Source organism: Nocardia sp. NPDC004415, from assembly GCF_053602435.1.
On sequence record NZ_JBSGDP010000016.1, the window covers coordinates 58,826 to 85,162 of the forward strand.

Consider the following 26,337-nt stretch of genomic DNA (forward strand, 5'->3'; position numbering starts at 1 on the left):
CTAAGCTTGCGGTGGGTACCCGGTGTGGCTACCAGAATCGCGGCGTGAGCCCCCAGTCGGTGAACTCGGCGGACAGCAGCTCCTGCAGGGCCGCGCGGGTCGGGAACCGGTCGGGGTCGGCACCGGTGACCACGAGGGTGACGGTGTCGTCGTCGCAGGAGAAGGCCAGGTTCACCCCGACCTCCACCTGCCGGAACAACTCCACCGGACCGGGATTCACCACCGGCCGCATGATGACATCGCGTGCCCGGTGCGGCCCGAGTCGCGCGATGTTCTGGGCGGTGCGGCCCATGTTGGTGCACAGGCATTCGGGCGCCTTGGCGGTGCGGGCGAACTTGTGCAGCACCACCTTCGGCAACAGCATCTGCACCGGCTGCAGGTGCTGGATCGGCGGAATCGTCGCCGGGTCGCGATAGGCCAGGCCCGCGGCCTTGAGCGCGGAGCGGACGGCGGGCAGGTCGGCGCGCTGCCCGGCGCGGTGGGTGACGCTGATCGGCAGGCCGGTGGTGGCATTGGCGCGCGGGTCGTCGGCCTCGCGCATCGAATGCGGGATGTCCACGCGTACCCGCGCGCCGTCGGCGACCCGGCCGCTGCGCCCGAGCAGTCCCACCGCCACCCCGATGAGCAGGCCGTTGGTGGTGCCGCCGTGGGCCGCGGCGACGGCGTCCCAGGCGTCCAGATCGAGCTGGACGATGGTCTCGGCGGCCTGCCAGGTCTCGGCATGGGGCAGCCGCGGCTCGGCGGGGCGCGGATTGCGCGCGGGCTCGCTGACGCCGCGCGCCCGCCGCGCGGCCCGCACCCCGCGGGCGACGGCGCGCAACTGACCGCGGGCGTCGGCCAGATCGGCGGCCCACCGGCCCGCACCCGCCACCGGACCGACGAGCCGTCCGGCGCTGCTCGCTCGATCCGGCTCCTCGCCGCGGGCGAGCCGGTCGAGGGAATCGACGATGGCGTGCATCATCCCGCCGCCGTCACAGGCGACGTGCGAGGCCACCAGGGTGACGACCGTGCCACCGGAGGCGGTGTGCGCGCCCGCGAGCTGCCAGACCAGGCCGCGTTCGGGATCGAACTCCACCGCGGCCTGCTCGAGGAACCAGTCCAGCACCCGCTCGTCGGGAATCGGGGCGTCCGCCCAGACCAGCGGCAGCGCTTCGGTCGCCGGTTCCCAGTGCGCCCGCGCGAACGGGAAGCGCGTGGTTCGCACCCGGCGGGCGATGAACCCGGTGGCCAGGTGCGCGTGCCAGCGTTGCAGCAGCGCGCGGTCCAGGGGCTCGTCGAAGCGGTAGGCGAGCTGGTTGACCAGGGCGTTCGGGTAGAGGCTGTGCAGCTTGAAGAACAGGTCGTCGTCGGCGGTGATCCGGTTGAGGCCGGCGGGCCCGGCGGCCACCGCGGCGGCGGGGGAGGTGACGGTCATGGAGAACTCCTCAGCGGGAACGGAGAGTGCGCACGGTCAGCGGCGCGAAGACGGCGACCACGACCACCGAGGCCACCAGCGACCAGCAGGCATCGCTGCCCACCGCGCCGTCGGCGGCGAGGGTGCGCACCGCCGAGACCAGATAGGACACCGGGTTCACGTCCGAGACGTGCTGCATCCAGGTGGGCATGGATTCCTCGGGGACCAGCGCGTTGGAGGCGAAGCCGAGGAAGGTCAGCACCAGCATGCACATGCCCTGCACGGCCGCGGGCCGGGCGATGGTGGCGCCGATGAAGGCGAACAGCCAGCTGATCGCGGTGGTGGCCAGCACCACCAGCACCGCCCCGGCCAGGAAGCCCGCGGTGTGTTCGGGGCGATAGCCCATGCACAGGCCCACGATCACCACCGTGGTGGCTGCGATCAGGTACCGGACCATCCCGGCCAGCAGCGCACCGGCGACGGGCGCGGAGCGGGCGATCGGCATGGCCACGAAGCGGTCGAAGACCCCCGAGTGGATGTCCTCGGACAATTGCACGCCGGTGGCGACCGAGGAGGTGAGCACGATCTGCACCAGCACGCCCGGGATCATGATCGGCAGGTACGCCTGCATGCTGCCCGCGATGGCGGTGCCGAAGATGCTGCCGAACAGGACCGGCCCGACGATGGGCAGCAGCAGCGCGTCGTAGAGCAGCTGTGGGCTGTGCCGGAAGGTGAGCAGCCCGCGCCAGGCCATCATCAGCGAATGGGTCACGGCGGCAACGGGTCCGATGCGGGTGACGCGCGGGGCGCGCACGACCCGGGTGGGCGCGGGAGCGGTCTCGGTGGTGACGGTCATGGTTCTCCTCAGGCCGCGTCGGCGGTGTGCGCGTGGCCGGTCAGGGCGAGGAACACCTCGTTGAGATCGGGCCGGTCCACCGCGAAACCGCGCAGGCCGATGTTCGCCGCCCGGCAGGCCGCGACGATATCGGCCGCGACGGCCACATCGGTGAGGGCGACGGTGAGGGTGCCGGTGGAGGACCCGTCGGGAATCCGGCCGGTCAGTTCCTGCACCAGTGCCTCGGCCCGGCGCTGGTCGGCGGTCTCGGGGACGTCCAGGCGCAGCACCTGGTCCCCGATCGAGGACTTGAGTTCGGCGGCGGTGCCCTCGGCGACCAGCGCGCCCCGGTCGATGACCGCGATCCGGTCGGCCAGGGCGTCGGCCTCCTCCAGGTACTGCGTGGTGAGCAGGACGGTGGCGCCCCGCTCGATCAGGCCGCGCACGATGCCCCACATGCGATCGCGGGTGTGCGGGTCCAGGCCGGTGGTCGGCTCGTCGAGAAAGATCAGCGGCGGCACGGTGATGAGCGTGGCGGCCAGGTCGAGGCGTCGGCGCATGCCACCGGAGAACGCGCTGACGCTGCGCCGGGCGACCGCGGTGAGCTCGAACTCCTCGAGCAGTTCGTCGCTGCGCCGGGCGGCCGCTCGCCGGGACAGGCCGAGCAACCGGCCGAACAGCCGCAGATTCTCTCCGGCGGAGAGGGTTTCGTCGACGGAGGCGTACTGGCCGGTGAGCCCGATCATCGACCGTACGGCGGTCGCGTCGCGCACCACGTCGTAGCCGAACACTTCCGCGCTGCCCCGATCGGGGCGCAGCAGGGTGGCCAGCATGCGCACGGTGGTGGTCTTGCCCGCGCCGTTGGGGCCGAGCACGGCGAAGACGGTCCCGGCCTCGATGGTGAGGTCGACGCTGCCGACGGCGGTGAAATCACCGTAGGACTTGCCCAGTCCGCGGGTGCGGACGGCGATGTCGGTGCTCATTGCGGCCTCCCCGCGTGGTGGAATTCGGGTGTCGGAACACGCAGTGGCAGCAGCGATTCCACCGCGTCGGCGGCGCGCGCGGTGCCGTCGGCGGGGAAGTGGCGCGCGTAGGCGGCGGCCCGCGCGAGGACGGCGGGTTCGGCGACCTGGTCCAGCAGCGCCGAGAGCGCGTCCGCGTCGAGCGCGGCGGCGGGCCGGGTGACGGCCAGGCCGAGCCGGGTGAGCGCGCGACCCCAGTACGGCTGATCGGCCTGCACCGAGCAGATCACCTGCGGCACACCGGCTCGCAACGCGGCGGCGGTGGTTCCGGCGCCACCGTGGTGCACCGCGGCCAGGCAGCGCGGGAAGACCGCCGCGTGGTCGACCTGCGCGACGACGGCCACCTCCGGCGACACCTCCGGGGCGATCCCGGCCCAGCCCGCCGCGAGCAGCAGCCTGCGCCCGCGCCGCGCGCACACCGCGCGCAGCATGGCCACCAGGGCGGCGGGATCGTCGACGGCCATCGACCCGAAGCCGACATAGATCGGCGCGGTCCCCGCGTCGAGCCAGGCGGTGAGCGCGGGGTCGGCGGGCCCGGCGAGGAATCCGTCGCCGTCCACGGCGAACCCGGTGACCGGATGACGGCCGGGCAGTTCGGCGGCCAGGCCGGGGAACAGATCGATGTCGTAGGCCTGGATGGAGACGCGGTCCGGCAGCGGATGTTCGACGATCCCGAACTCGGCCAGCGGCTCGGCCAGCGCGGCGTCACGAGCCCACCGCAACCCGGACCAGATCCGGCGATTGAGCCCCCGCGGCATGCGGGCGCCCCAACCGGTGGGGATCACCGGCACCGAACGGCTCGGGTGGATCGGGAAGAAATGCACTGCGGCCAACGGCAATCCGACGCGGCGCGCCACCTTCTCGGCCGCTTCCTCCCCGGCCATCCCGGTCACCAGCACATCGTGTCCTGGGGCCAGCGCGAGCAGATCGCGCACCGCCTCGGCCACACCGCGCCGCTGCAGGTCCAGCACCGCGCGCATCCGCTGACGCGGTGACATGCTGCGGAAGCGGCGGTCCTCGTGCTGGGTGCGCAGCAACTCGGCGCTGTCGCGGCCGAAGCCGACCGCGGGAATGCCGTGCGCGGTGGCGAAACCGACGAGATTGGGAGACAGGGCCAGGGTCACCGCGTGCCCGCGAGCACGCAGCTCGCGGGCCAGCAGGATGCCGGGCTGGGCGTCGCCCCGGCTCCCGGTGAAGGCCAGCAGTGCGCGCATCAGCCCGCGATCGCCGCCGCGGTCGCGGTCCCGGCGGAGGTGGCGTCGGCGACGGGTGCCGCGATCGTGGTCACCGCGTAGAGCGCGCGGGCGAATTCGGTGAGGAAACGGTCCATCACCTCGGCGGGCAGACCCGCCGGGTAGCGGGTGGACAGATACAGCCCCGCCGGGCCGCGCACCACCCAGAAGTAGACCTCGTCGGTGGAGTAGGACACCGCGCGCAGGGTCCGTCCGCGCAGGTCGGCGACCAGTTCGTAGTCCGGCAGCATGCGGATGTCGAGGAAGGAGGCGCCGTAGACCGGGCCCTCCACCGCGCCGACCATCGCCAGCGAACGCCCCCAGGAGGCGTCGTTGCACAGGTGCGCGCGCTTGAGCGCGCCGCGGGTGGCCTCCAGCGCGACACCCATGTCGGCGCCCGGCGGCAGGGTGACGTCGACCGGGACGACATTGACGAACCAGCCCATCGACTCCAGCCAGCTCAGATCCGGCCGGGTGGCGATCGGCATGACGGTCCGGAAACGGTCCTCGCCGAACACCTCCCGGCTCGCCGTGGCCAGCGCGGCGAACACCGCGACCGACAGCCGGTGCCGGATCCGGTCCAGCGCGCCCTCGACCTCCTCGAGCTGCGCCAGGTCCAGCAGCGTGCGCGAGACGCTGGGCTGGGCGTGCTCGCCGTCGAGCTCGGCGACCTGGCCCGCGGCGAAACGCGGCATGGGCGAGCCCGGGGTGCCCAGGAATTCGCGCCACACCCCGACGGCGGGGGAGTCGGGGGCGAGTTCCTCGGCGGCGGCGCGCTCGAAGACCGCGTAGTCGGCGGCGCTGCCGAAGGTGGCCGAGTCGCGGATCTCGCCGCCGGTGGTGACCGCGGTGTAGAGGGTGCGCAGTTCGAGGATGAGCACGGCCTGGGAGTAGGCGTCCAGGACGGAGTGGTCGGCGCCGACGAGGACGGTGAAGTCGTCGGTGTCGTGGGCGACCGTGGCCACCAGCAGGTGCGGCCAGATCAGCGGCGAGAGGCGCAGTTCCAGTGTGTCGCACAGGAATTCGTTGATCAGATCACCGTCGGTGAGATCGGGGACGGCGGTGGCGGTGACCCGCACGGTCCCCGGGTCGGTGGTGATCCGGTGGTAGCCGCCGTCGCCGGTGGGGGCCACGGTGGTGCGGAAGCCTTCGTGGCGGTCGTGCCACAGCTCGAGGGTGCGGGCCCAGGCCGCGGCGTCGAGCGGGGCGTCCATCTCGAAGATCGTGCCGATCCAGCGGCCACGTCCCGGGCGCGCGTCCTCGGGATCGAGGAAGCCGAGGTACTGCTCGTGCACGCTGGCCAGCGGCCGATCGTCGTCGCACCAGGCGTCGGGGGCGGTGACTTCGGGAGTCCAGAGCGACAGGTCGCCGGAGCGGATCTGGAATTCGGAGAGATGGGTGTATTCCATGCGGACTGACCTCATGACGCACTGCGAGCCGCGAACGGCGCGCACGGAGATGCGGTGGACGCGGTTGCGTCACCGGGAATGTTGCTCTGGATCCCGCGCCGGTTATCGCCGGCGAACCCTGGGCTACCTCGGAGTCTATAACTCTGAGAGTTTTCTGAAACGTGTCTTAGTCAGAATTTAGAGATGTGAAGTAACTCACCTTCTGATTGCTTCGGAATGCCACACTAACCCGGGGCCCCTGGCGTATGGGGCTTTTTGTTCAGGCCGGTGCGGAGCCGCCGTACTCGGCGAGCACCGTGCCGTGGCGGACCACGCCGGACAGGCCGGGAACCTCGCGCGGCGGGGTCCAGGTGCGGAAGCCGTCGTAGCTGTCGCTGTACAGGTAGCGGCCTTCGGTGTAGGCGTCGAGGTAGAGGCGATAGCCGCCGTCGGCCAGCCGGACCACCGACTGTCCCTCGCGCGGGCCGCCCCAGCCCGCCCAGTCGCCGCGGGCGATGACGGTGTACGGGCCGAGCGGGCGATCGGCGACGGCCAGTTCGACGAGCTTGGTGTCCTCGTTCTTCACGAAGGCGAACACGCGTCCGTCCCGGCGGACGAGGGTGGTGTCGATGTAGCCCAGCGAGCCCGGCCCGCTGGGGCCCAGTCCCAGCATCGGCAGCGGGGGTGCCCACTGGGTGAGCCCGGCGTCGAGCGGGATCAGCAGGTGGGGGGTGAACCCGTGACCCCAGGTCAGCGAGACGATGATGCCGACGCGGCCCGCGGCGTCGGCATACCACTCCGGTGCCCAGGCACCCTCCAGCCTGCCCGCGACCAGCATCGGCACGTTCGCCACGAAGGTCCAGGTGATCCGGTCGCGGCTGCGGGCCACGCCGATCGCGGTGGCGTCCCCGGCCACGGTGTAGGTGAGGTAGTACCAGCCGTCGGTGTGCAGCAGGATGCTGGGATCGCGGACCAGGCCGACCGGCGGGGTGAACGCGTGCTCGCTGACCGGCGTGAACGTGGTGCCGTCGAAGGACTCGTACACCGCCAGGACGGTGTCGTCGTCGGCGCGGAAACCGGTCATCGTGTAGCGCACCGGCGCGCGGTCCTGGTCGGGGCCGACGCCGGGGCCGAGCGAGGACTGTGCGCGCACCGGGGCGGCCGCCAGCAGCGGCAGTCCGGCGAGCAGGGTGAGAACCGATCGGCGCCCCACGATGATGGCCATGACCGGGGATTATCCGGCCGGGCGGCGGCGGGTGGGGGCAGGCGCGCCGGGTCAGCGGGTAATGGCCACCGGCTGCGCTGTGGGCGCGAGGGGGTCGTCGTCGAGCGGCATGCGTGCGTCGACGAACAGGCCGATCACCCCGATCGACAGGCACACCGCGGAGATGGTGACGGCCATCGGATGGGTGTCACCCGCCAGCGATCCGGCCAGCACCACCGTCGCGATGGTGCCGGGCGCCGAGCCGGCCACCGTGGCGAGCAGGTACGGCAGCACCCGCACCGAGGACAGTCCGCAGCAGTAGTTGACCACCGAGAAGGGGGCCAGCGCGATCATCCGCAACGCCGCCACCGCCAGCCAGCCGCGCCGGGCCAGCCGCGCGTCGATCGCGCGGACCGCCGGATGGGTCAGATGTGCCGCGACCCGGTCGCGCCCGAGCGCTCGCACACCGAGCAGCGCGATCGTGGCGCTCACCGCGGTGGCCGACAGCGCGAGCAGCGAACCGAGTACCGGGCCGAACAGCACGCCGCTGGTCACGGTGAGGACGGTGCGCGGTACCGGCGCGACGGCGACGAGGGAATAGAAGAGGAAGAACAGCACCGGCAGCAGCGGACCCGCGCCCCCGGCCCAGTCCCTGATCTGCTGCGGGCCGGGCAGCGGGACCAGCATCGCCACCACGAACAGCGCGGCCACCCCGGCCAGGGCCAGGAGCAGGCGCGGGGAGCGGATCAGTCGGGACACCCGGGTAAGCGTACCGGCCGGTAGGGGATGGCCCGAGCGAGCGGACACAGTGTCACAGTTAGCATCGAGGACGAACCGGCCTCATCCCGGTTCGTCGATGGAGGAGAGAGCAGCAGCTATGCCGATTGGTTCAGAGTCCGGGGCGGGACTCGCACCGGATCCGGTGCCCGAGTACCCCGCATGGCGCAAAGGTGTGGCCGGAGTCCTGGCCAAGGCGCGGCGGGTCGAGGCGTCCGAGCTTCCCGCCGAGCCCGAGCACCTGCTCGACGAGACCACCTACGACGGGCTCACCATCGCCCCGCTCTACACCCGCCGCGACGAGCTGCCCGAGCAGCCGCTGCCCGGCGCCTTCCCCTATGTGCGTGGTGGCGACGCCACCCGCGACCCGCAGCGCGGCTGGTTCGTCGGCGCGTTCGCCGGGGAGGACGACGCCGAGGCCACCAACCGGGCGATCCTGACCGGGCTGGAGAACGGTGTCAGCGCGGTCGCGCTGGGCGTCGGTCCCTACGGCGTGGCCGTGGACGGCATCCCCGTCGCGCTGCGCGGACTGCTGTACGAGCTGGCCCCGCTGACTCTCGTCGCCGGGCCCGCCACGGCCGCCGCCGCCGCGAAGGTGTTCGAGATCCTCGACGGCTACTCGATCGCCGATCGCGCGCAGATCCGGGTCGGCCTCGGCGCCGCCCCGCTGACCAGCGCGTTCACCGGCGCCGACGACCTGGACCAGGCCGAGACCCTCGCCCTGGCCGTGCAGGCCGCCGCCCGGCCCGAGACGGTGCGCGCGATCACGGTCGACGGCATCGCCTTCCACAACGCGGGTGCCGCCGACGCGCAGGAGGTGGGCGCGGCCGTCGCCGCGGGCCTGGCCTATCTGCGGCTGCTCACCGGCGCCGGGGTCGACATCGCCGACGCGTTCGGTCAGCTCGAGTTCCGCTTCGCCGCCACCGACGACCAGTTCGCCACCATCGTGAAATTCCGTGCGGCCCGGCGCCTCTGGGCGCGCGTGGCCCAGGTGTGCGGCGCCCCCGCCTTCGGTGCCGCACCCCAGCACGCGATCACCTCGGCCGCCATGATGACCCAGCGCGACCCGTGGGTGAACCTGCTGCGCACCACCCTCGCCGCCTTCGGTGCCGGTGTCGGCGGTGCCGACTCGGTCACCGTGCTGCCCTTCGATTCGGCGCTGCCCCCGGGCGAACTGGGCGTCTCGACGACGTTCTCCCAGCGCATGGCCCGCAACACCCAGCTGCTGCTGCTCGAGGAATCCCATCTCGGACACGTCCAGGACCCGGCCGCCGGTTCCTGGTACGTCGACGCGCTCACCGACGAACTCGCCGCCAAGGCCTGGGAATTCATGCAGGAACTCGAGGCCGCGGGCGGCTATCTCGCCGCGCTGGAGTCCGGGGTCCTCGCGGCGCGCATCGCCGAGACCGCCGCCACCCGCGCCGCCGATGTCGCCCACCGGCGCGCCGCGGTCACCGGCGTCAACGAGTTCCCCAACCTGGCCGAGGCGCCGCTGTCGGAGCAGGCGCGCGAGCCGGGCCCGAATGCCCGCTACGGCGCGGCCTTCGAGGATCTGCGCAACCGGTCCGATGCCTACCTGGCCGCCACCGGCGCCCGCCCGAAGGCGCTGATCGTGCCGCTGGGCGCGGTCGCCGAACACAACGCGCGCACCATCTTCACCGCGAACGTGCTCGCCTCCGGCGGCATCGAGTCGGTCAATCCCGGCCCGCTGGCCGTCGACGCGATCGCGGCCGCCGCCACGGAATCCGGCGCGCGCATCGCCGTGCTGTGCGGTGCCGACAAGCGCTACGGCGAGCAGGCCGGTGCCGCCGTGGACGCCCTGCGCGGTGCCGGAGTCGAGACCGTGCTGCTGGCCGGACCGGAGAAGTCGGTCGCGCAGTTCAGTGGCGCGCAGCTGCCCGACGGGTACCTGACCCTGCGCATCGACGCGGTCGCGGTCCTGTCGCAGCTGCTGGAGAAGGTGGGAGCCTGATGACCACGTCCGATATCGAGCACATCGTCGGCAGTTTCGCCGAGGTCCCGCTCACCGAGCACGCGCGCACCGCGGCCGAGGTCGGCGCCGAGCAGGTGCGCGAGTTCGTGGCCGGGGCCGCCACGGCCAACCACACCACCCCCGAACAGCTGGTCTGGTCGACTCCCGAGGGCATCGACGTGCCGCCGGTGTTCACCAAGGCCGACCGGGACGCCGTTGTCGCGCAGGGCTATCCGCTCGACACCGTGCCCGGCGTGGCGCCGTTCCTGCGTGGTCCCTACCCGACCATGTACGTCAACCAGCCGTGGACCATCCGCCAGTACGCGGGCTTCTCCACCGCCGCCGACTCCAACGCCTTCTACCGCCGCAACCTGCAGGCGGGCCAGAAGGGCCTCTCGGTCGCCTTCGACCTGGCTACCCACCGCGGCTACGACTCCGATCATCCGCGCGTGCAGGGCGACGTCGGTATGGCCGGTGTCGCGATCGACTCGATCCTGGACATGCGCCAGCTCTTCGACCAGATCCCCCTGGATCAGGTGTCGGTCTCGATGACCATGAACGGCGCGGTGCTGCCCATCCTGGCGCTCTACGTCGTCGCCGCCGAGGAGCAGGGCGTCACCTCCGAGCAGCTGGCCGGAACCATTCAGAACGACATTCTGAAGGAGTTCATGGTCCGCAACACCTACATCTACCCGCCCAAGCCCTCGATGCGGATCATCTCCGACATCTTCGCCTTCACCAGCGCCAAGATGCCGAAGTTCAACTCGATCTCCATCTCCGGCTACCACATCCAGGAAGCCGGAGCCACGGCCGATCTGGAACTGGCCTACACCCTCGCCGACGGCGTGGAGTACATCCGGGCCGGTATCGCCGCGGGCATGGACGTCGACAAGTTCGCGCCGCGCCTGTCGTTCTTCTGGGCCATCGGCATGAACTTCTTCATGGAGGTCGCCAAGCTGCGCGCGGGCCGGCTGCTGTGGAGCGAACTGGTCTCGAAGTTCGAGCCCAAGAGCGCGAAATCGCTGTCGCTGCGCACCCATTCGCAGACCTCCGGCTGGTCGCTCACCGCGCAGGACGCCTACAACAATGTGGCGCGCACCTGCATCGAGGCGATGGCCGCGACCCAGGGCCACACCCAGTCGCTGCACACCAACGCCCTCGACGAGGCCCTGGCGCTGCCGACGGACTTCTCCGCCCGCATCGCCCGCAACACCCAGCTGCTGATCCAGCAGGAGTCCAACACCACCCGCCCGATCGACCCGTGGGGCGGCTCGTACTACGTGGAGTGGCTCACCCACCAGCTCGCCGAACGCGCCCGCGCGCACATCGCCGAGGTGGAGGCGCACGGCGGTATGGCCCAAGCGATCTCGGAGGGCATCCCGAAGCTGCGCATCGAAGAGGCGGCCGCGCGCACCCAGGCGCGCATCGACACCGGCCAGCAGCCGGTGATCGGCGTCAACAAGTACCAGGTGGAAGAAGACCAGCAGGTCGAGGTCCTCAAGGTCGAGAACTCGCGCGTGCGCGCCGAGCAGATCGAGAAGCTGGAACGCCTGCGCGCCGAACGGGATTCGGTCGCGGTCGAACAGGCGCTGGCCAACCTGACCCGCGCCGCCGCCTCGTCCGAGGGCGGCATGGAGAACAACCTGCTCGCCCTGGCCATCGAGGCCGCCCGCGCCAAGGCCACCGTCGGCGAGATCTCCGACGCCCTGGAGAAGGTCTACGGCCGCCATCAGGCCGAGATCCGTACGCTCTCCGGTGTGTACCGTGACGAAGCAGGCAAGGCGTCCAACATCGGCGCCGCCATCGAGCTGGTCGAGGAGTTCGCCGCCGCCGAGGGCCGTCGCCCGCGCATCCTGGTCGCCAAGATGGGCCAGGACGGCCACGACCGCGGCCAGAAAGTGATCGCCACCGCCTTCGCCGACCTCGGCATGGACGTCGATGTGGGCCCGCTGTTCCAGACCCCCGAAGAGGTGGCGCGCCAGGCGGCCGACAACGACGTGCACATCGTCGGTGTGTCCTCGCTGGCTGCGGGTCACCTCACGCTGGTGCCCGCCCTGCGGCAGGCGCTGGCCGATGTCGGCCGCCCCGACATCATGGTCATCGTCGGTGGTGTCATCCCGCCCGGTGACTTCGACGAGCTGTACGAGGCGGGCGCCGCGGCGATCTTCCCGCCCGGCACCGTCATCGCCGACGCGGCCATCGATCTGCTGCGCAAGCTGGGTGCCTCGCTCGGCCACGAGATCGGCGGCGGAAACCCGGAATGAGCGCTGAGCGCGCGGCGGCCGGCATCGACGGCGCCCGAGCGGGGCGGAGGGGCACGGTATGAGTGAAGCCGCACACGCGACCGGGGACGCGCATCCCCGGCTCGGCACGACGGCGGGCGTCGGCGCCCCGCGCAACGAAGGACGCGCCGTGACCAGGGCCGTTCGGACCATCGATGTCGGAGAGCTCGCCCAGGGCATCCGGGACGGGCAGCGCGCGGCGCTGGCCCGGGCCATCACCCTGGTCGAGTCGACCCGCGCCGACCATCGGGAGCTGGCCCAGCAGTTGCTGCTCGCGCTGGGCACCGAGGCGGGCACGGTCGTGTCGAACCGGGTCGGCATCACCGGGGTGCCCGGCGTCGGCAAATCGACCTTCATCGACGCGCTCGGCATGTACCTGCTGGGCAAGGGACATCGGGTGGCCGTGCTCGCGGTCGACCCGTCCTCCACCCGGACCGGCGGGTCCATCCTCGGCGACAAGACCCGCATGGCGCGGCTGTCGCTCGAGGCCGACGCCTTCATCCGGCCCTCGCCGACCGCGGGCACGCTGGGCGGTGTCGCCAAGGCCACCCGCGAGACCATCGTGCTGCTCGAGGCCGCCGGGTACGACGTGATCCTGGTGGAGACCGTCGGCGTCGGCCAGTCCGAGGTGACCGTCGCCAATATGGTCGACGTGTTCTGCTTCCTCACCTTGGCCCGTACCGGAGATCAGTTGCAGGGCATCAAGAAGGGTGTCCTCGAGCTGGCCGAGCTGGTCGCGGTGAACAAGGCCGACGGCAAGCACGAGATGGAAGCCAAGAGCGCCGCGCGCGAACTCCAGGGCGCGCTGCGCCTGATCCACCCGCACGACGCCCTCTGGCGCCCACCGGTTCTCACCATGAGCGGCCTGGAAGGCCAAGGGCTGGACAAGTTCTGGGACACCGTCCTGGAACACCGCCGCGTCCTCACCGACGCGGGCGAGTTCGCCGAGAAGCGCCGCAGGCAACAGGTCGACTGGACCTGGACCATGGTCCACGACCAGATCCTGCGCCGCCTGGCCGACAACCCGGAGGTCGCCGCGGTGCGCTCCGGGATCGAATCCGCCGTCCGCGAGGGCACCCTCACGCCCGCCCTCGCCGCGCAGCGGATTCTCGAAGCCTTCGACTCCTGATCCGGTTTGCTGAATCGTCCGATCACCGCCTGTTCGTGGACCGGTGATCGGACATCAGGCCAGTTGGCGCGGCATGATAGACCGCGATCTCCGGATTTGCCATCTGTTGCCTGCGGTGAAATTCGTGGACCGTGGAAGGTGGAAGTGACAGCCTGCGCTCTAGGAGGCACCGATGGCGATCTTCCACCGGGACCGCACGATCGGCAGCGATCGCACCCCCGAGTACGCCACGCGAGGTGACGACGGCCGCTGGCGGCTCACCTGGCTCCCCGAGCGCCCCCTCACCCGCGAACAGGCCATCGCGGGCCTGCGCCTGGACGAGATCATCAGCGACCCCGCCCTCGTCAACGACCGCATGGCCATCGCCGAGGCCACGAGCTGCGCCGACCGCATCGGCATCATCCTCGAACAGGCCGTCATCCGCCTGTGGAAGCGCACCTTCACCGCCCTGGCCCTGTGCGCCCTCGTGCTGACCCGCCTGCGTCTCACGCCCGCCGCCCGAGCCTGAATGCCCGGACCCGGCGGTACCCTTCGCGGTCGCGGGTCAGCCGTGGCCCATGGCGCTCATGTCCATGGGTGCGGGCTGCTGACCGGGGGCCAGGACGAGGAACTGGCCCATCATGCCCTGGTCCTCGTGGTGCAGCAGGTGGCAGTGGTGCATGTACGGGAACGTCGGGTCGGCGTGGTCGGTGAAGCGCATGGCCAGGGTGTAGGTGCGGTGGGGCTCGGTGTAGACGGTGTCCTTCCAGCCCGACAGGGCCGGGGGTGGCGGGTTCCCGTCGACGGCCACGATCTGGAATCGCACATCGTGGACGTGGAAGTTGTGCGGCCAGTTGTCCTTGTTGCGGACGGTCCAGACCTCGGTCGCGCCGAGCGGGATGGTCATGTCGATGCGGTTCATGTCCATGCGGTGGTTGTTGATCATGAACCACTGCAGGTCGAAGGAACGGTTCGGCGCGCTGTCCGGGGCGACGAGGGGGAGTAGGGGGATCAGGTTCGTGGGGAGCGCCGGTGTGGGGCGCAGGGTTTCGGCGGCGCGGAGTACTAGGAGGTCGAAAGTGTCGTCGAAGCCGAACTCGCGCGCCCGGTCGATATGCGCGCGCTCGGTGATCGGCAGGGACCGTACCGTGACGTTCTCACCGGGCGACATCGTCACCACGATCTCCGCCCGTTCACCGGGGCTCAGCTGGATATCGGTGAGCCGCACGGGTTCCGGGAGCAACCCGCCGTCGGTGCCGATCAGGTCGAACCCCCGTCCGTCGGCGAGCGCGAGCCGGTAGAGCCGTCCCGACGACCCGTTGAGCACCCGGAGCCGGACCCGCTGCGTGGTGACGGTGAAGTGGGCACCGGCGATGCCGTTGGTGACGATGGTGTCGCCTAGCAGGCCGACATCGGTGGGATCGGATTCGTCCAGCGCGCCACCGGCGGTGAACCGGCGGTCCTGGACGACCAGCGGAATGTCGTCCACGCCGTAGTCGTGCGGGAGGTCCAGCGCGTCGGCGTCCTCGTCGTCGATCAGGAAGAACCCGGAAAGCCCCCGCTGGACGTGCTTTTCGGTGGCGCCGTGCGGATGCGGGTGATACCAGAGCGTGGCGGCGGGCTGCTGGACCGTCCACTCCGGTGACCAGGTCGCCCCGGGCGCGATCATCTGATGCGGACCGCCGTCGAACCGGGCCGGAACGTGCATGCCGTGCCAGTGCACGGAGGTGGCTTCGGGAAGCGCGTTCGTGACGGTGACCGCCACTCGCTCCCCGCGTCGGGCACGCACTGTCGGGCCTAGGACGTCACCGCTGTAACCCCAGGTTGGGGTGTACTTCCCGCGCACCATCTCGGTCCGGCCCGGCTGGGCGCGCAGGGTGAACCGGCGCACCCCGTCGGCGCCGGTGACCGGCACGGCGAGTGGCGGGACGGGCAGCGGGCGCGTACCGGTGCCGGGTGCCGTGGTGCGGTTCGCGCAGCCCGCCGCGGCGATCACCGGTGCGAGAGCCATGCCGGTGAGAAATCCTCGTCGCGAGACCACGCGTACTCCTTCGGGGGTGGACGATCCGGGGTGGGAACTCCAGCCTCGACCAGTGACGGCACCGGCGACTCCGCCGTGCGGCCCGCCTCGCCGCTCCGATTCCGCCCGCGCGGCCCTTGCGGACGCGCCGACAGCGTGCTAGCGCCGAGATCAGGTCACCAGGTCACCTACCGTGGGGGCGTGATCGAGACCCCGACCCGTGCCGCCCGGCTGCTGCGTGTGCTGCCGCTGGTGCTGATCCCGATCCTGCTGCTGGCCAGCACGTATCCGGGCCAGTACCGAGTGCCCGCGCACTATTGGGCGCTGGCGCTGACGGCGGGTGTGGTGTTCCTCGCCGGGGCGCGATGGCCGCTGCTCACCTCGCTGACGCTGTCGGCGCTGGCCGTGCCGATGCTGCGGACGCCCGCGTGGGGCGTGTCCGGCCTGGTGCCGTATCTGGGGGCCGTCGCGCTGGTCGACGTCATCGCGCGCACCCACCGGAGCTCGACGGTCTGGGTGGCCACGGCGGGCTGGACCGCCGCGGTGGTGCTGGGCCGGGTGGGGCTGCACGACACCTCCATCGGCCGCGCGTCCACGGTGGTCGAGGCCGCGGCCTATGTGGGCCTGCCGCTGCTGCTCGGGCTGTACCTGCGCGGACAGCGTGATCTGGCGGCGACCCTGCGGATGCGCGCGGCCGACGCCGAGGCCCGCACCCGCGTCGACGAACGCGCCGCGCTCGCCAGGGAACTGCACGATGTGGTCGCCCATCACATCGCCTCGATCATCCTGCGGATCTCGGTGGCCGGACATGTCGTCCGCACCGCCGACCCGCGGGTGGTCGCCGTCCTCGACGATGTGCGCACCACCGCCGCGGCCGCGCTCGCCGACATCCGCCGCCTGCTCGCGGCCCTGCGTGACCCGGCTTTCGGCACCGTCGCCCTCGTCGACGCCGACGCCGTCGGCACCGAGATCGCCGCCGCGCTCACCCGCACCCGCGCCGCCGGGTTCACCGTCGAGGCCACGCTCGCGGCCGAACTCGGCGGGCTCGACGCGATCACCCGGCTCACCCTGCTACGGCTGGTCCAGGAGTCGCTGACCAATGTCATGAAACACGCTGATCCCACGGTGCCGGTGCGGTTCTCGATCGGCGCGCGGGAGGGCGGACTCGCGGTCGACATCGTCAGCGGCGGCCACGGACCCGCGGCCGCCGCCGGGCACGGGATCGTCGGGATGCGCGAACGCACCGCCCTGGCCGGGGCACGGTGTCGGCCGGGCCCGACGGGCGGGGCTGGGCGGTCCACGCCTGGCTGCCCGGCACCGCACGAGACGAGGAGCTCGCATGATCACGATCCTGCTCGCCGACGACCAGCGCCTGGTGCGCGCCGGGTTGCGCATGCTCATCGAGGACACCACCGACCTGTCCGTCGTCGGCGAGGCGGCCGACGGAGCCGACGCGGTCCGGCAGTACGCCGAACTCACGCCGGATCTCGTCGTCATGGATCTGCGCATGCCCGGACTCGACGGCGTCGCGGCCATCCGGCAGATCCTCGCGACGGCACCGCGCGCGAAAGTCCTGGTACTCACCACTTTCGACGACGACGAGCACCTGTTCCCCGCCCTCGCCGCCGGTGCCGCGGGCTATTTCGTCAAGGACACCGAGCCCGCGGTCCTGCTCGACGCCATCCGGCGCACCGTCGACGGTGACCTGATGTTCTCCCCGGCCCTGCTGCGCCGCCTGATCACCCGCGCGATCGAGGCACCCACCGCCGAATCCACCCCGGCGCCACCGGATCTGACCGCCCGCGAACGCGACGTGCTCCGGCTGGTCGGGGAGGGGTACGGCAACCAGGAGATCGCCGAGCGCCTGCACCTCGGGGTGAGCACGGTCAAGACCCACGTCGCCAACCTGCTCGACAAGACCGGCACCGGCAATCGCGTCCGCCTGGCGGTGTACGCCTCCAAACTCACCGACGGCTGAAAATCGGGCCGCTGCTTTGTGATCCACCACAGAGCTCGCCTCGATGGTGACGAATCGGTGTGAAACAGGTAACGGCAGTGTGATCCGCCCCGATATTGTGACCGGCCGCACTGAGCGGTCTGTTTTCAGTGTGGCGTGTGGAGGTTCGATCGATGAGGTGCCGTAGCGCGGTGTCGGTGGTGGCGGCGATGGTCGTCGCGATGGGTCCGGCGGTGGCCGGTGCGGCGCACGCCGAGGGGCCGGGTGTCACCGTGTCGAATCGGGCCATCGCCATCGACGGGTCCCGCGCCGAGGTCGTCTCGGTCGCCGGGCGGCAGGTGACGGTACGGATCCACTCCGCTGCCATGGGCCGCGATGTCTCGGTGAAGGTGCAGCGCCCCGCCGACGCCTCGGTGCCGCGGCCCGCGCTGTATCTGGTCAACGGCGCCGGCGGCGGCGAGGACACCGCCACCTGGGAACACAACACCGATGTGGTGGACTTCCTGGCGACCAAGAACGTCAATGTCGTGATGCCGATCGGCGGCGCCTGGAGCTACTACACCGACTGGCGCGAACCCGATCCCACTCTGGGCGTGAACAAGTGGCGCACCTTCTTCCTCGACGAACTGCCCACTTTGATCGACGCCATGTTCCACACCACCGGCCGCAATGCCATCGCCGCCAATTCGATGACGGTCACCTCCGTGTTGCAGCTGGCCATCGCCAAGCCCGGCCTGTTCCGCTCGGTCGCCGCCTACAGCGGGTGCGCGCAGATCAGCGATCCGGTGGGCAGGCAGTTCGTGAACGTGGTCGTCGGGACCGGCGGCGGTGACGCCTCGAACATGTACGGCCCGCCCGGCGATCCCGCCTGGGCCGCCAACGATCCCGTGGTCAATGCCGAGGGCCTGCGCGGCACCAAGCTCTACATCTCCAACGGCAACGGCCTGCCCGGCGAGTACGACAAGCTCGGCGACCCGCACCTGATCACCTGGGGTCCGGTCGGCCTGGCCAATCAGATCGTGGTGGGCGGGGTGATCGAGGCGGCCACCAACTGGTGCACGCAGAACCTGCAGGACCGTCTCGCCGAACTCGACATCCCGGCCACCTTCGACCTGTCCACCCAGGGCACCCATTCGTGGGGCTACTGGCAGAAGGCGTTCAAGAACTCCTGGCCGCTGCTGGCCGAGGGCATGGAGATGCCCGCCTGATCAGTCCAGCTCGAACAGCCGTGCCGCATTGTCGTGGCACACCTTGCGCAGCCAGTCCGGTCCGAGGTCGAGCCGTTCCAGCGCGGTGATCGCCTCGGCGTACGGGTAGGGGATGTTGGGGAAGTCGCTGCCGAACAGGATGCGGTCGCCGAAGCGCACCAGGCGCTCGCGTTCGGCGGGCGGGAACGGGGCACCGCCCTCGCTGAAGTCGGTCCAGACCATGGTGGTGTCGAGGAACAGATCCGGGTACCGCTCGGCCAGGTCGAGGAATTCGGTGTACTCGGGGGTGCCCATGTGCGCGATGATCAGCCGCAGCGACGGATGGCGGCGCAGCAGCTCGGCGATCGGGGCGGGGCCGGTGAATTCGCCGGAGGCGGGCCCGGACCCGCAATGGATGACGATCGGTGTGCGCGACTCGGCCAGGATCGCCCACACCGGGTCGAGCAGCGGATCGAGCGGGGAGAACGCGCCGACCTGGATGTGCACCTTGAAGACCCGCGCACCCCGGTCCAGCGCCTCGCGCACATAGCCCGGCGCCGACGGTTCGGGATAGAACGTGGCCGTGTGCAGGCAGTCGGGGGTGCGGGCGGCGAACTCGGCCGTCCACTCGTTGAGCCAGGCACCCATGTCGGGCTTGTGCGGGTAGACCAGTGACGTGAAGGCGCGAACACCGAACTCGCGCAAGGTCTTCAGCCGGACCTGCTCGTCGTCGCGGTAGGTGATCGGCCACGGCCGGCCGGTGAGCGGGCCCGCCGCGTCGAAGTAGGCCCACACCTTGCGCATCACCTGATCGGGCATGAAATGGGTGTGCACGTCGACGATCGCGGGCAGGTCCAGACGCTCGCGGAATCCCGCGAGATAGGTGGCGGTGTCGACGGTCATGCGGGCTCCTGGCTCAGGCGGCGGGCCAGAGCGCCCACGCGGGTGACGAGACGGTCGAAGAAGACGGCCGGGTCGGTGCCGATCACGATGTCGGCATTGGGTTCCCGGCCCCACATGCCCGCCCAGTCGGCCACGGTGGTGGCCCGGGTGAGCGTGCCGGTGAGCTCGACGTCGACGGTCGCGGGGCGGGTGACAGCCAGCCCGGGGTCCAGCGCGACGGCGGCGGCGAACGGATCGTGCATGTGCGCCAGGTAGCCCAGGTCGTAGAGATGGTGGAAATCGAAATAGAAGCGGACCGCGTCGGTGAGATAGCGCAGCACCGGATCGGTGGCCGCCGAACGCCATTCGGGCGGATGGGTGTGCCCCACCGGCTCGAGCGGCAGGCTGCCCGCGGCCTGCGCCAGCGCCACCAGGTGCTCGGGCCGCATCTCGATGGTCTCGGTGATGTCGAGCGCGCACACCAGCGGCCGCCGGTCGGCCGGTGCCGCCGAGAAGGCGTCGAACACCTCCTTGGCGGCTTCCGGGTCGACGTGGATGTTCCACTCGTTGGTCGGGGTCGTATTGCCCGGATGGTTGAACGCGCCGCCCATGACGACCAGGCGGCGCAGCAGGCGGGGGAGTTCGGGTTCCAGGCGCAGGGCCAGCGCGAGATTGGTCAGCGGGCCGGTGCACAGGCCGATCACCTCACCGGGCGACTCGCGCACCGTCGCCACCCAGAGTTCCGCCGCCGTGTGTGCCGAGAGCGGGCGCGCGGACGCGGGCAGTTCGGCATAGCCCAGACCCTGCGGGCCGTGCGTGTCCTCGGTGGTGCGCAGCGGGATCTCCAGCGGTCCGGCCGCGCCGAGAGCCACCTCGATCTGCGGTGCCCGTCCCAGATCCAGGATGGCGAGGGTGTTCGCCGCGACCTGCGCCGTGGGCACATTGCCCGCCGTCGCCGCGATGCCGACGATGCGCGCCTCGGGCGAGGCCAGCAGGTAGAGCAGGGCCAGGGAGTCGTCGATGCCGGTGTCGACGTCGAGGAAGATCTTCTGGGGCACGCACCGAGGGTAGCCGGGCGGACCCGGCCACCGGCCCGCGGTGATCAGTAGGTGGGCAGGGCGAAGTCCTCGGTGTGGCCGAAGAAGATCTTCTTGGTCAGCGGACGCATCGGCCGCGACATCATGACCCGCACGTTCACCTTCGCGAGCGCGGCCATGAGCCGGGTGTTGGGCAGCATCGTCTTGATGCTGCCGCCGGGGATCTGCTTGGCCTTGTCCAGGAACGGGGTGATCGCGGCCTGGTAGCGCTGCTGCGCACCGGCCAGATCCTCGGGGGTGGCGGCGATCTCGGCGGCCAGGACGTAGGCGCCGACGATGGCCATGGCCGTGCCCATGCCGGTCAGCGGGGAGCCGCAGTAGCCCGCGTCACCGATGAGGGTGACCCGGCCCGCCGACAGTTCCGGCACGTCCACGCGGGCGACCTCGTCGAAGTAGAAGTCGGTGGCCGTCTCCATGGCCGCCAGGATCTCCGGGGCGCGCCAGCCCGCGTCGGCCAGCTTCGCGCGGATGAGCGCCTTCTGCGCGCCGGTGTCGCGGCGCAGGGCCGGATCGACCTCGGTGCGGAAGGTCATGATGGCCTTGCTGGTGGCCGGGTCGCCGTCGGGCCGGATGCCGATCATGGTGCCGGGCAGCATCCGCATCTGGAACCAGCCCGGTTCGATGCCGTCGGGGCTGGGCATGGTGAAGAACGCGCCGTAGCCGCCGAGATTGGTGCTGAACTGCTCCTCGGGGCCGAAGGCGAGCCTGCGGGTGGCCGAGTGCACGCCGTCGGCGCCGATCACCAGGTCGAAGCGTTCGGTGCCGCCGCCGGCGAAGGTGACCGTGGCGCCGGTGCCGTCCTGGTCGATGTGCTCGATCCAGTCGCCGTAGCGGTAGTCGAGCAGGCCGGTGTCGGCGGCGGCCACCGCGTCGAGGAGCACCTGGTTGAGATCGCCGCGGGTGATCTCGATGTCGGCGACGATGCCCGCGCCGTCGAAGTCCTCCATCGCCATCCGCGCGTACGGCTCGCCGTCATCGCCGATGTAGGACATCCCGCGCTCGTCGAGCTGGTGCTTCGCGATGGCGTCGAGCAGGCCCATCCGCTCGGCCGCGTCCTTGCTGGGCCCGCGCAGGTCCACCGCCTGGCCGCCCGGGCGGGGGGCTGTGGCCCGCTCGACCACCGTGGTGCGGATACCGCTGCGCAGCAACTGGAGTGCGACCGCGTTGCCCGCGATCCCGCCGCCGGAGACCAGGACGTGCAGGGAGGTGGTGGTCATGATGTGTTCCCATCTGATGAACGAATGTCTTAGACATATGTCTAACACATGGTTGGCACGAATGTCTAGAACAAATGTCTAAGACGCTCGGGTAGGGTGGTGACCATGGGTAATCGAGAAGATCTCCTGGCGGGCGCGCGCAAAGTGATCCTGGAGCGCGGCGTGGCCAAGGCGACCGCGCGCGACATCGCCGCGGCGGCGGGCGTGAGCCTGGCCGCCATCGGCTACCACTTCGGGTCGAAGGACCGGCTCGTCACCGAGGCGCTCGCCGACGCGCTCGGTACCGCCATGGGCGACGGTATGGACGCGCTGATCGCCGCGGGCGCCGGGACCTCACCGCTGGCCGGATTCACCACGCTGTGGAACGGGATGCCCGCGGTCTTCGCAGGCAACCACGAGGCGATGCTGGCCAGTCTGGAGAACATCGTGCGGATCGTGCGCTCGGAGGAGGCACGTGCCCAGCTGGGCGATCAGCTCGGCGGCGCGGTCGCCGATATCGCCGCCTCGGTCCGGGCCGCGCATCCCGAACTCGACGAGCACCAGGCCACCGCCCTCGGTCAGCTGTATTTCGCGCTGGTCCAGGGGCTGGGCGTGCTCTGGCTGCTGACGCCGGGGGAGGGGCCCGACGGCGATCAGCTGGCTACGGCAGTGCGGGCGCTCGCGGGGAACTGAGCGCCTGAGTGAGTACGGGCTGTGGCGGCATCGCCGCATCGGCTGGTCAGTGGCGGTGGTCCGCGGCGTCGATCCAGTACGGCTGCGCGGACCCGTATGGCGGTGCGGGCCAGCGGTAATCGTCGTAGCCGACCAGTGCGGGTGCCGCTGTCGTGGTCATCGCATGGGTGACGGTGGCCGAGACGGGCGGCGCGGCCGGTGCGGGGTGGACGGGCTCGCGTCCACCGGCACCCAGCAGCCAGGACGCGGTGCGCGCGAGCGAGACGCGGACGGTGCGGCCGAGCCCGTCGCCGGAACGCGCGGCCAGCGCGTCGATCATGCCCGCGGCGAGCAGATAGCCGGAGCCGTGGTCGAGCGCCTGTGCGGGCAGCGCGCCGGGACGATCCGCGTCGCCCTCGATGAGCGAGATCCCCGCTGCCGCTTGGACGATGCTGTCGAACCCGCGCCGCTCACCCCACGGCCCGGCGACACCCCAGGCCGACACCGAAGCCTCGATCAGGCCGGGGCGCCCGGCCGCGCGGACGCCGGCCCGGGCGAGCGCACCCGGCCGGTATCCGGTGACCAGCACGTCCGCGGCGTCGAGCAGGGTCTCGAATCCCGCGAGATCGGTGCGCAGATCCAGCAGCGTCGACCGCTTGCCCTGGCCGGTGTCGAGGAACTGCCAGTCGATCTCGGGTAGCCGGGGCGGGTCGACGCGCAGGACATCGGCGCCGAGCAGGGCCAGGGTGCGGGTGGCGACCGGGCCCGCGAGAACCCGCGTCAGGTCGAGCACCCGCAGTCCGCGCAGCGGCAGCGAGGATTCCGGAGTGTGGCGTTCGGTCCAGGAGCCGCGTGGCGGCCCGACTGCCGGGTCGCGGCGTTCGATCGCGACGAGCGCGCCACCCGCGGCCGCCCGGCCCATCGGGCTCTCGGCCCACTCCTCCTCGCTCCGCAGCCGCACGGCGATGGCACCGGCTTCCGCCGCGGCCGCCTCGACCTCCGCCGCCGCCGAGGTGCGCAGCCGCGCGCGAGCCTGCTCGGCGGTCGCGTCGGCGGGTAGCTCGAGTATCGCGGCCAGCCGGTCGCGGTGGTGGGGATAGTTGGCGTGGGTGCGGACCCAGCCGTCGGCGGTGGGGAAGAACCCGGAGAGCGGGGCGAAGACCTGGGGTGCGGTGTCGCGGTGGCGGAACAGCCGCTCGCTCGAGAACGCCGCGGCGATCCGGTCGGGATCGAGCCGGATCGGCACACTCGCCTGACCTCGCGTCGCGCGCAAACGGTTCGCCGCCGCCTGTACCGCGCCGACCGAGCCCGCGGCCAGCGCCCAGACCGGTAGCGTGGCGGCGAGCCGGGCTCCGGGACCGGGCCCGTCGGGCAGGTCCGACGCGGGCACGCCCAGCCCGGCCTCGTAGGCGTGCAGAAGGTCTCGCGCGGCGGTCACCCCGACCAGCCTAGCGACCGCGACGACGGGTGAGGAGTGTGAGGTGGGCGTGAATACCGCTGCCGGGGAATGGGTTCGGGTGCTGCGACCGGAGCCCGCGCCGCACCGGCGACTGGTGTGTTTCCCGCCGGGCGGCGGATCGGCCCCGTACTACCGGACACTGAGCGCGCGGATCGGGCCCGGCGCCGAGGTGAGCGCGGTGCAGTATCCCGGCCGCCAGGACCGGCTCGGCGACCCGCTCGTCACCGACCTGCACGAACTGGCCGACCACATCGCCGCGGCCCTGCTCGCCCAGCCGGGTCCGGCGCGGGTGCTGTTCGGCCACAGCATGGGTGCCACGGTGGCCTACGAGGCGGCCGTGCGCCTCGACGCCGCCGGACAACCGCCGCACGCGCTGATCGTCTCCGGGCGACCCGCGCCCGCCTACGAAGAAACCGGCACCCTGCACCGGGCCGATGACGCCGCGCTCATCGACGATCTGGAACGCCTCGCCACCGATCCGGCGTCGGTGGCCGTCCTGCGCGCCGAACCGGGCCTCGCCGAACTGGTACTGCCCGCGCTGCGCGCCGACTATCAGGCGGTGGAAACCTACCGGCAACGTCCGGCACCGGCCCTGCGCTGCCCGGTCCTCACCCTGATCTCCACCGCGGACCCGACCACCACGGTGGCCCAGGCCGAACAGTGGGCCCAGGTGACCGACGGCGGCTTCACCCTGCGGACCTTCCCCGGCGGGCACTTCTACCTCGACGACCAGCCCGGTGCGGTGGCCGAGGCGATCACACCGCACCTGAGCTGATCCGGCGCTGCCGGTGGTGCAGGCGCGCGTACCCGATCCACGACGCCAGCACCGCCGTCGCGGCGAGCAGCCGGACCAGACCGAGCGCGCTGTCGGGATAGATCACCCCGGTCAGGTAGTGGTCGATGAACCCCGCCGCGGGCAGTTCCGACACCGCGGCCTGCCTGCGCGCCCAGTTCTCGGCGTGGGTCAGCGGGCAGTCGAAGCCGATCAGAATGGTGCCGAACCCCCAGGCCACGGCGATCGCGTGCGCGCCGATCGTGCGCGGCCACCGCCACGCCAGGAAACCACCGGCGACCACGTACGCGATGAACGCGACGTGGGTGACGGCGATCAGATCGGCCAACACCCGGTACGGCACCTGTTCAGGATATGTGTGCCGTCACCGACCGGAATCATGATCGACATTCCGGTTCGGCATCGCTTGGATCGCGGCTCACCAGGGCGAGGGCCGGTAATCCTTCAGGAAACAGCCGTACAGGTCGACACCGTTCTCGCCCTGCACGATCGGGTCGTAGACGCGGGCCGCGCCGTCGACGAGATCGAGCGGGGCGTGGAAGCCCTCCTCGGCCAGGCGCATCTTGGTGTAGTGCGGGCGCTCGTCGGTGATCCAGCCGGTGTCGACGGCGGTCATCAGGATCGAATCGGCCTCGAACATCTCCAGCGCGCTGGTGCGGGTGAGCATGTTCAGCGCGGCCTTGGCCATATTGGTGTGCGGGTGGCCCGGACCCTTGTAACCGCGGCCGAACTGGCCCTCCATCGCCGAGACGTTCACCACGTACTTGCGCTTGCCCGCCGCCGCGGCCATCGCCGACCGCAGCCGCGAGACCAGGATGAACGGCGCGACCGAGTTGCACAGCTGCACCTCGAGCAGTTCGGTGGCCTCCACCTCGCCGACAGTCTGCACCCAGCTGTTGGTGTGCGCCAGGTCGGGGACCAGCCCACCCGCGTCGATCGCCACGCCGCGCGCGATGCGCTCCGGCGTCGCCGAACCCGCGACCAGAGCTAGTTCGGCCACGTCACCGGCCGACAGCGACGGCGTCAGCGAGGCGGTGAGCGCGGTCGGATGCGCCTGCATCGTCTTGCCGAAGGTGACCATCTCGGGCAGCGTGCCCGCGGGCAGCGGCGCGGTCTCGGCGTCGACCAGGGCGCTGTAGGCGCCCGCCGAGCGGCGCACGGTCTGGGCGGCGTTGTTGATCAGGATGTCCAGGGGACCCTGGGCGGCCACATCGTCGGCCAGGGCGACCACCTGCGCGGGATCACGCAGATCGATGCCGACGATCCGCAGCCGGTGCAGCCAGTCGGCGCTGTCCTCCATGGCGGCGAAGCGGCGGATGGCGTCGTTGGGGAAGCGGGTGGTGATGGTGGTGTGCGCGCCGTCGCGCAGCAGGCGCAACGCGATGTACATGCCGATCTTGGCGCGGCCGCCGGTGAGCAGGGCGCGTTTGCCGGTGAGGTCGGTGCGCGCGTCGCGCTTGGCGTGGCTCGATGCCGCGCATTCGGGGCACAGCTGGTGGTAGAAGGCGTCGACCTGGGTGTAGCGCTGCTTGCAGATGTAGCAGGGGCGCGGCTTGAGCAGTGTGCCCGCGCTCGCGCCGGTGGTTGCCGAGCTGATCGGGATGCCCGCGGTCTCGTCGTCGATGCGCTGCGGTGAGCCGGTCGCGGTGGCGGCGATCACGGCGCGATCGGCGCTGGCGACCTGCTCGCGCGCCTCGATGCGGCGCCGCTGCTTGAGCTTTTTGAACATGTGCCCGACGGCGCGCTGCACCGCGATCGAGTCAGGGTGTTCCTTCTCCAGGTGTCCGGCCTGTTCCAGCACCCGTAAACAGGTCGCCAACTCGTCCGGATCGATCGTCTTCTCGGTCATCGGGGACTGCGG

At 71.3% G+C, this 26,337-nt stretch carries 22 protein-coding genes and 1 pseudogene; 9 read left to right on the forward strand and 14 right to left on the reverse strand.

Going from position 1 to position 26,337, the window contains the following annotated elements:
• Positions 1-28 precede the first annotated feature (28 nt).
• The 7 genes from ACWEMY_RS10615 to ACWEMY_RS10645 form a co-directional block, all read right to left on the reverse strand.
• The gene (locus ACWEMY_RS10615) at positions 29-1,414 is read right to left on the reverse strand and encodes a hypothetical protein (protein ID WP_452389783.1); all 1,386 of its coding nucleotides are present in this window, start codon (positions 1,412-1,414) and stop codon (positions 29-31) included.
• Positions 1,415-1,424: 10 nt separating this feature from the next.
• Positions 1,425-2,249, reverse strand: coding sequence for an ABC transporter permease (locus tag ACWEMY_RS10620; protein WP_452389784.1), 825 nt, complete (start codon positions 2,247-2,249; stop codon positions 1,425-1,427).
• A gap of 8 nt (positions 2,250-2,257) precedes the next feature.
• Positions 2,258-3,211: an ATP-binding cassette domain-containing protein gene (locus ACWEMY_RS10625; protein WP_452389785.1), complete on the reverse strand. Its 954-nt coding sequence runs from the start codon at positions 3,209-3,211 to the stop codon at positions 2,258-2,260.
• Positions 3,208-4,464, reverse strand: a complete 1,257-nt coding sequence (locus tag ACWEMY_RS10630) for a glycosyltransferase (protein ID WP_452389786.1) — start codon at positions 4,462-4,464, stop codon at positions 3,208-3,210. Before ACWEMY_RS10630 ends, ACWEMY_RS10625 begins: the two co-directional genes overlap by 4 nt.
• On the reverse strand, positions 4,464-5,891 hold the full coding sequence (locus ACWEMY_RS10635) for a condensation domain-containing protein (RefSeq protein WP_452389787.1): 1,428 nt from the start codon (positions 5,889-5,891) through the stop codon (positions 4,464-4,466). Before ACWEMY_RS10635 ends, ACWEMY_RS10630 begins: the two co-directional genes overlap by 1 nt.
• A 259-nt stretch (positions 5,892-6,150) precedes the next feature.
• A complete protein-coding gene (locus ACWEMY_RS10640; protein ID WP_452389788.1) occupies positions 6,151-7,095 on the reverse strand; it encodes a hypothetical protein in 945 nt (314 codons plus the stop codon).
• A 51-nt stretch (positions 7,096-7,146) separates the two neighbouring features.
• The gene (locus ACWEMY_RS10645) at positions 7,147-7,833 is read right to left on the reverse strand and encodes a TVP38/TMEM64 family protein (protein ID WP_452389789.1); all 687 of its coding nucleotides are present in this window, start codon (positions 7,831-7,833) and stop codon (positions 7,147-7,149) included.
• Between the two features lie 118 nt (positions 7,834-7,951).
• On the opposite strand from ACWEMY_RS10645, the gene ACWEMY_RS10650 reads away from it, so the two are divergent.
• From ACWEMY_RS10650 to ACWEMY_RS10665, 4 genes are all read left to right on the forward strand, one after another.
• Positions 7,952-9,823 carry a methylmalonyl-CoA mutase family protein gene (locus tag ACWEMY_RS10650; RefSeq protein ID WP_375927205.1) on the forward strand — a complete coding sequence of 624 codons (1,872 nt, stop codon included), beginning with the start codon at positions 7,952-7,954 and terminating at the stop codon, positions 9,821-9,823.
• On the forward strand, positions 9,823-12,087 hold the full coding sequence (scpA, locus tag ACWEMY_RS10655; RefSeq protein WP_452389790.1) for a methylmalonyl-CoA mutase: 2,265 nt from the start codon (positions 9,823-9,825) through the stop codon (positions 12,085-12,087). Before ACWEMY_RS10650 ends, scpA begins: the two co-directional genes overlap by 1 nt.
• A 58-nt stretch (positions 12,088-12,145) precedes the next feature.
• Positions 12,146-13,234 (forward strand): methylmalonyl Co-A mutase-associated GTPase MeaB, encoded by a 1,089-nt coding sequence (gene meaB, locus ACWEMY_RS10660; protein WP_452389791.1) that lies wholly within the window; start codon positions 12,146-12,148, stop codon positions 13,232-13,234.
• A gap of 172 nt (positions 13,235-13,406) precedes the next feature.
• Positions 13,407-13,742: a hypothetical protein gene (locus ACWEMY_RS10665; protein WP_452389792.1), complete on the forward strand. Its 336-nt coding sequence runs from the start codon at positions 13,407-13,409 to the stop codon at positions 13,740-13,742.
• 36 nt (positions 13,743-13,778) lie between these two features.
• Here ACWEMY_RS10665 and ACWEMY_RS10670 read toward each other — a convergent pair whose 3' ends face one another.
• The gene (locus tag ACWEMY_RS10670; protein ID WP_452389793.1) at positions 13,779-15,224 is read right to left on the reverse strand and encodes a multicopper oxidase family protein; all 1,446 of its coding nucleotides are present in this window, start codon (positions 15,222-15,224) and stop codon (positions 13,779-13,781) included.
• A 693-nt stretch (positions 15,225-15,917) separates the two neighbouring features.
• Between ACWEMY_RS10670 and ACWEMY_RS10675 the strand changes: the two are divergent.
• The 3 genes and pseudogenes from ACWEMY_RS10675 to ACWEMY_RS10685 all read left to right on the forward strand — a co-directional run.
• Positions 15,918-16,094 (forward strand): annotated as a pseudogene (locus tag ACWEMY_RS10675) (histidine kinase); the annotation flags it as partial.
• 478 nt (positions 16,095-16,572) lie between these two features.
• Positions 16,573-17,211, forward strand: a complete 639-nt coding sequence (locus ACWEMY_RS10680; RefSeq protein ID WP_452389794.1) for a response regulator — start codon at positions 16,573-16,575, stop codon at positions 17,209-17,211.
• A 152-nt stretch (positions 17,212-17,363) separates the two neighbouring features.
• The gene (locus ACWEMY_RS10685) at positions 17,364-18,398 is read left to right on the forward strand and encodes an alpha/beta hydrolase (RefSeq protein ID WP_375927218.1); all 1,035 of its coding nucleotides are present in this window, start codon (positions 17,364-17,366) and stop codon (positions 18,396-18,398) included.
• Here the strand turns inward: ACWEMY_RS10685 and ACWEMY_RS10690 are convergent, their stop codons facing one another.
• Genes ACWEMY_RS10690 through ACWEMY_RS10700 form a run of 3 tightly spaced genes read right to left on the reverse strand, consistent with a single transcriptional unit; the run spans position 18,399 to position 21,573 of the window.
• Positions 18,399-19,280, reverse strand: a complete 882-nt coding sequence (locus ACWEMY_RS10690) for an amidohydrolase family protein (RefSeq protein ID WP_452389795.1) — start codon at positions 19,278-19,280, stop codon at positions 18,399-18,401.
• A complete protein-coding gene (locus ACWEMY_RS10695; RefSeq protein WP_452389796.1) occupies positions 19,277-20,317 on the reverse strand; it encodes a nucleoside hydrolase in 1,041 nt (346 codons plus the stop codon). Before ACWEMY_RS10695 ends, ACWEMY_RS10690 begins: the two co-directional genes overlap by 4 nt.
• 44 nt (positions 20,318-20,361) lie before the next feature.
• Positions 20,362-21,573 (reverse strand): FAD-dependent monooxygenase, encoded by a 1,212-nt coding sequence (locus ACWEMY_RS10700; protein WP_452389797.1) that lies wholly within the window; start codon positions 21,571-21,573, stop codon positions 20,362-20,364.
• A gap of 105 nt (positions 21,574-21,678) precedes the next feature.
• Here ACWEMY_RS10700 and ACWEMY_RS10705 point away from each other — a divergent pair, with 105 nt between their 5' ends.
• Positions 21,679-22,245 carry a TetR family transcriptional regulator gene (locus ACWEMY_RS10705; protein ID WP_452389798.1) on the forward strand — a complete coding sequence of 189 codons (567 nt, stop codon included), beginning with the start codon at positions 21,679-21,681 and terminating at the stop codon, positions 22,243-22,245.
• Between the two features lie 46 nt (positions 22,246-22,291).
• Here ACWEMY_RS10705 and ACWEMY_RS10710 read toward each other — a convergent pair whose 3' ends face one another.
• The gene (locus ACWEMY_RS10710; RefSeq protein WP_452389799.1) at positions 22,292-23,662 is read right to left on the reverse strand and encodes a CoA transferase; all 1,371 of its coding nucleotides are present in this window, start codon (positions 23,660-23,662) and stop codon (positions 22,292-22,294) included.
• Positions 23,663-23,705: 43 nt separating this feature from the next.
• On the opposite strand from ACWEMY_RS10710, the gene ACWEMY_RS10715 reads away from it, so the two are divergent.
• Positions 23,706-24,458 (forward strand): thioesterase II family protein, encoded by a 753-nt coding sequence (locus tag ACWEMY_RS10715; protein ID WP_452389800.1) that lies wholly within the window; start codon positions 23,706-23,708, stop codon positions 24,456-24,458.
• Here ACWEMY_RS10715 and ACWEMY_RS10720 read toward each other — a convergent pair.
• Complete coding sequence (locus ACWEMY_RS10720; RefSeq protein ID WP_375927232.1) at positions 24,439-24,819, reverse strand: DUF2784 domain-containing protein; 381 nt, start codon at positions 24,817-24,819, stop codon at positions 24,439-24,441. The two genes, ACWEMY_RS10715 and ACWEMY_RS10720, sit on opposite strands and share 20 nt — an antisense overlap.
• A 75-nt stretch (positions 24,820-24,894) precedes the next feature.
• Positions 24,895-26,325 (reverse strand): SDR family NAD(P)-dependent oxidoreductase, encoded by a 1,431-nt coding sequence (locus ACWEMY_RS10725; protein WP_452389801.1) that lies wholly within the window; start codon positions 26,323-26,325, stop codon positions 24,895-24,897.
• Positions 26,326-26,337 lie beyond the last annotated feature (12 nt).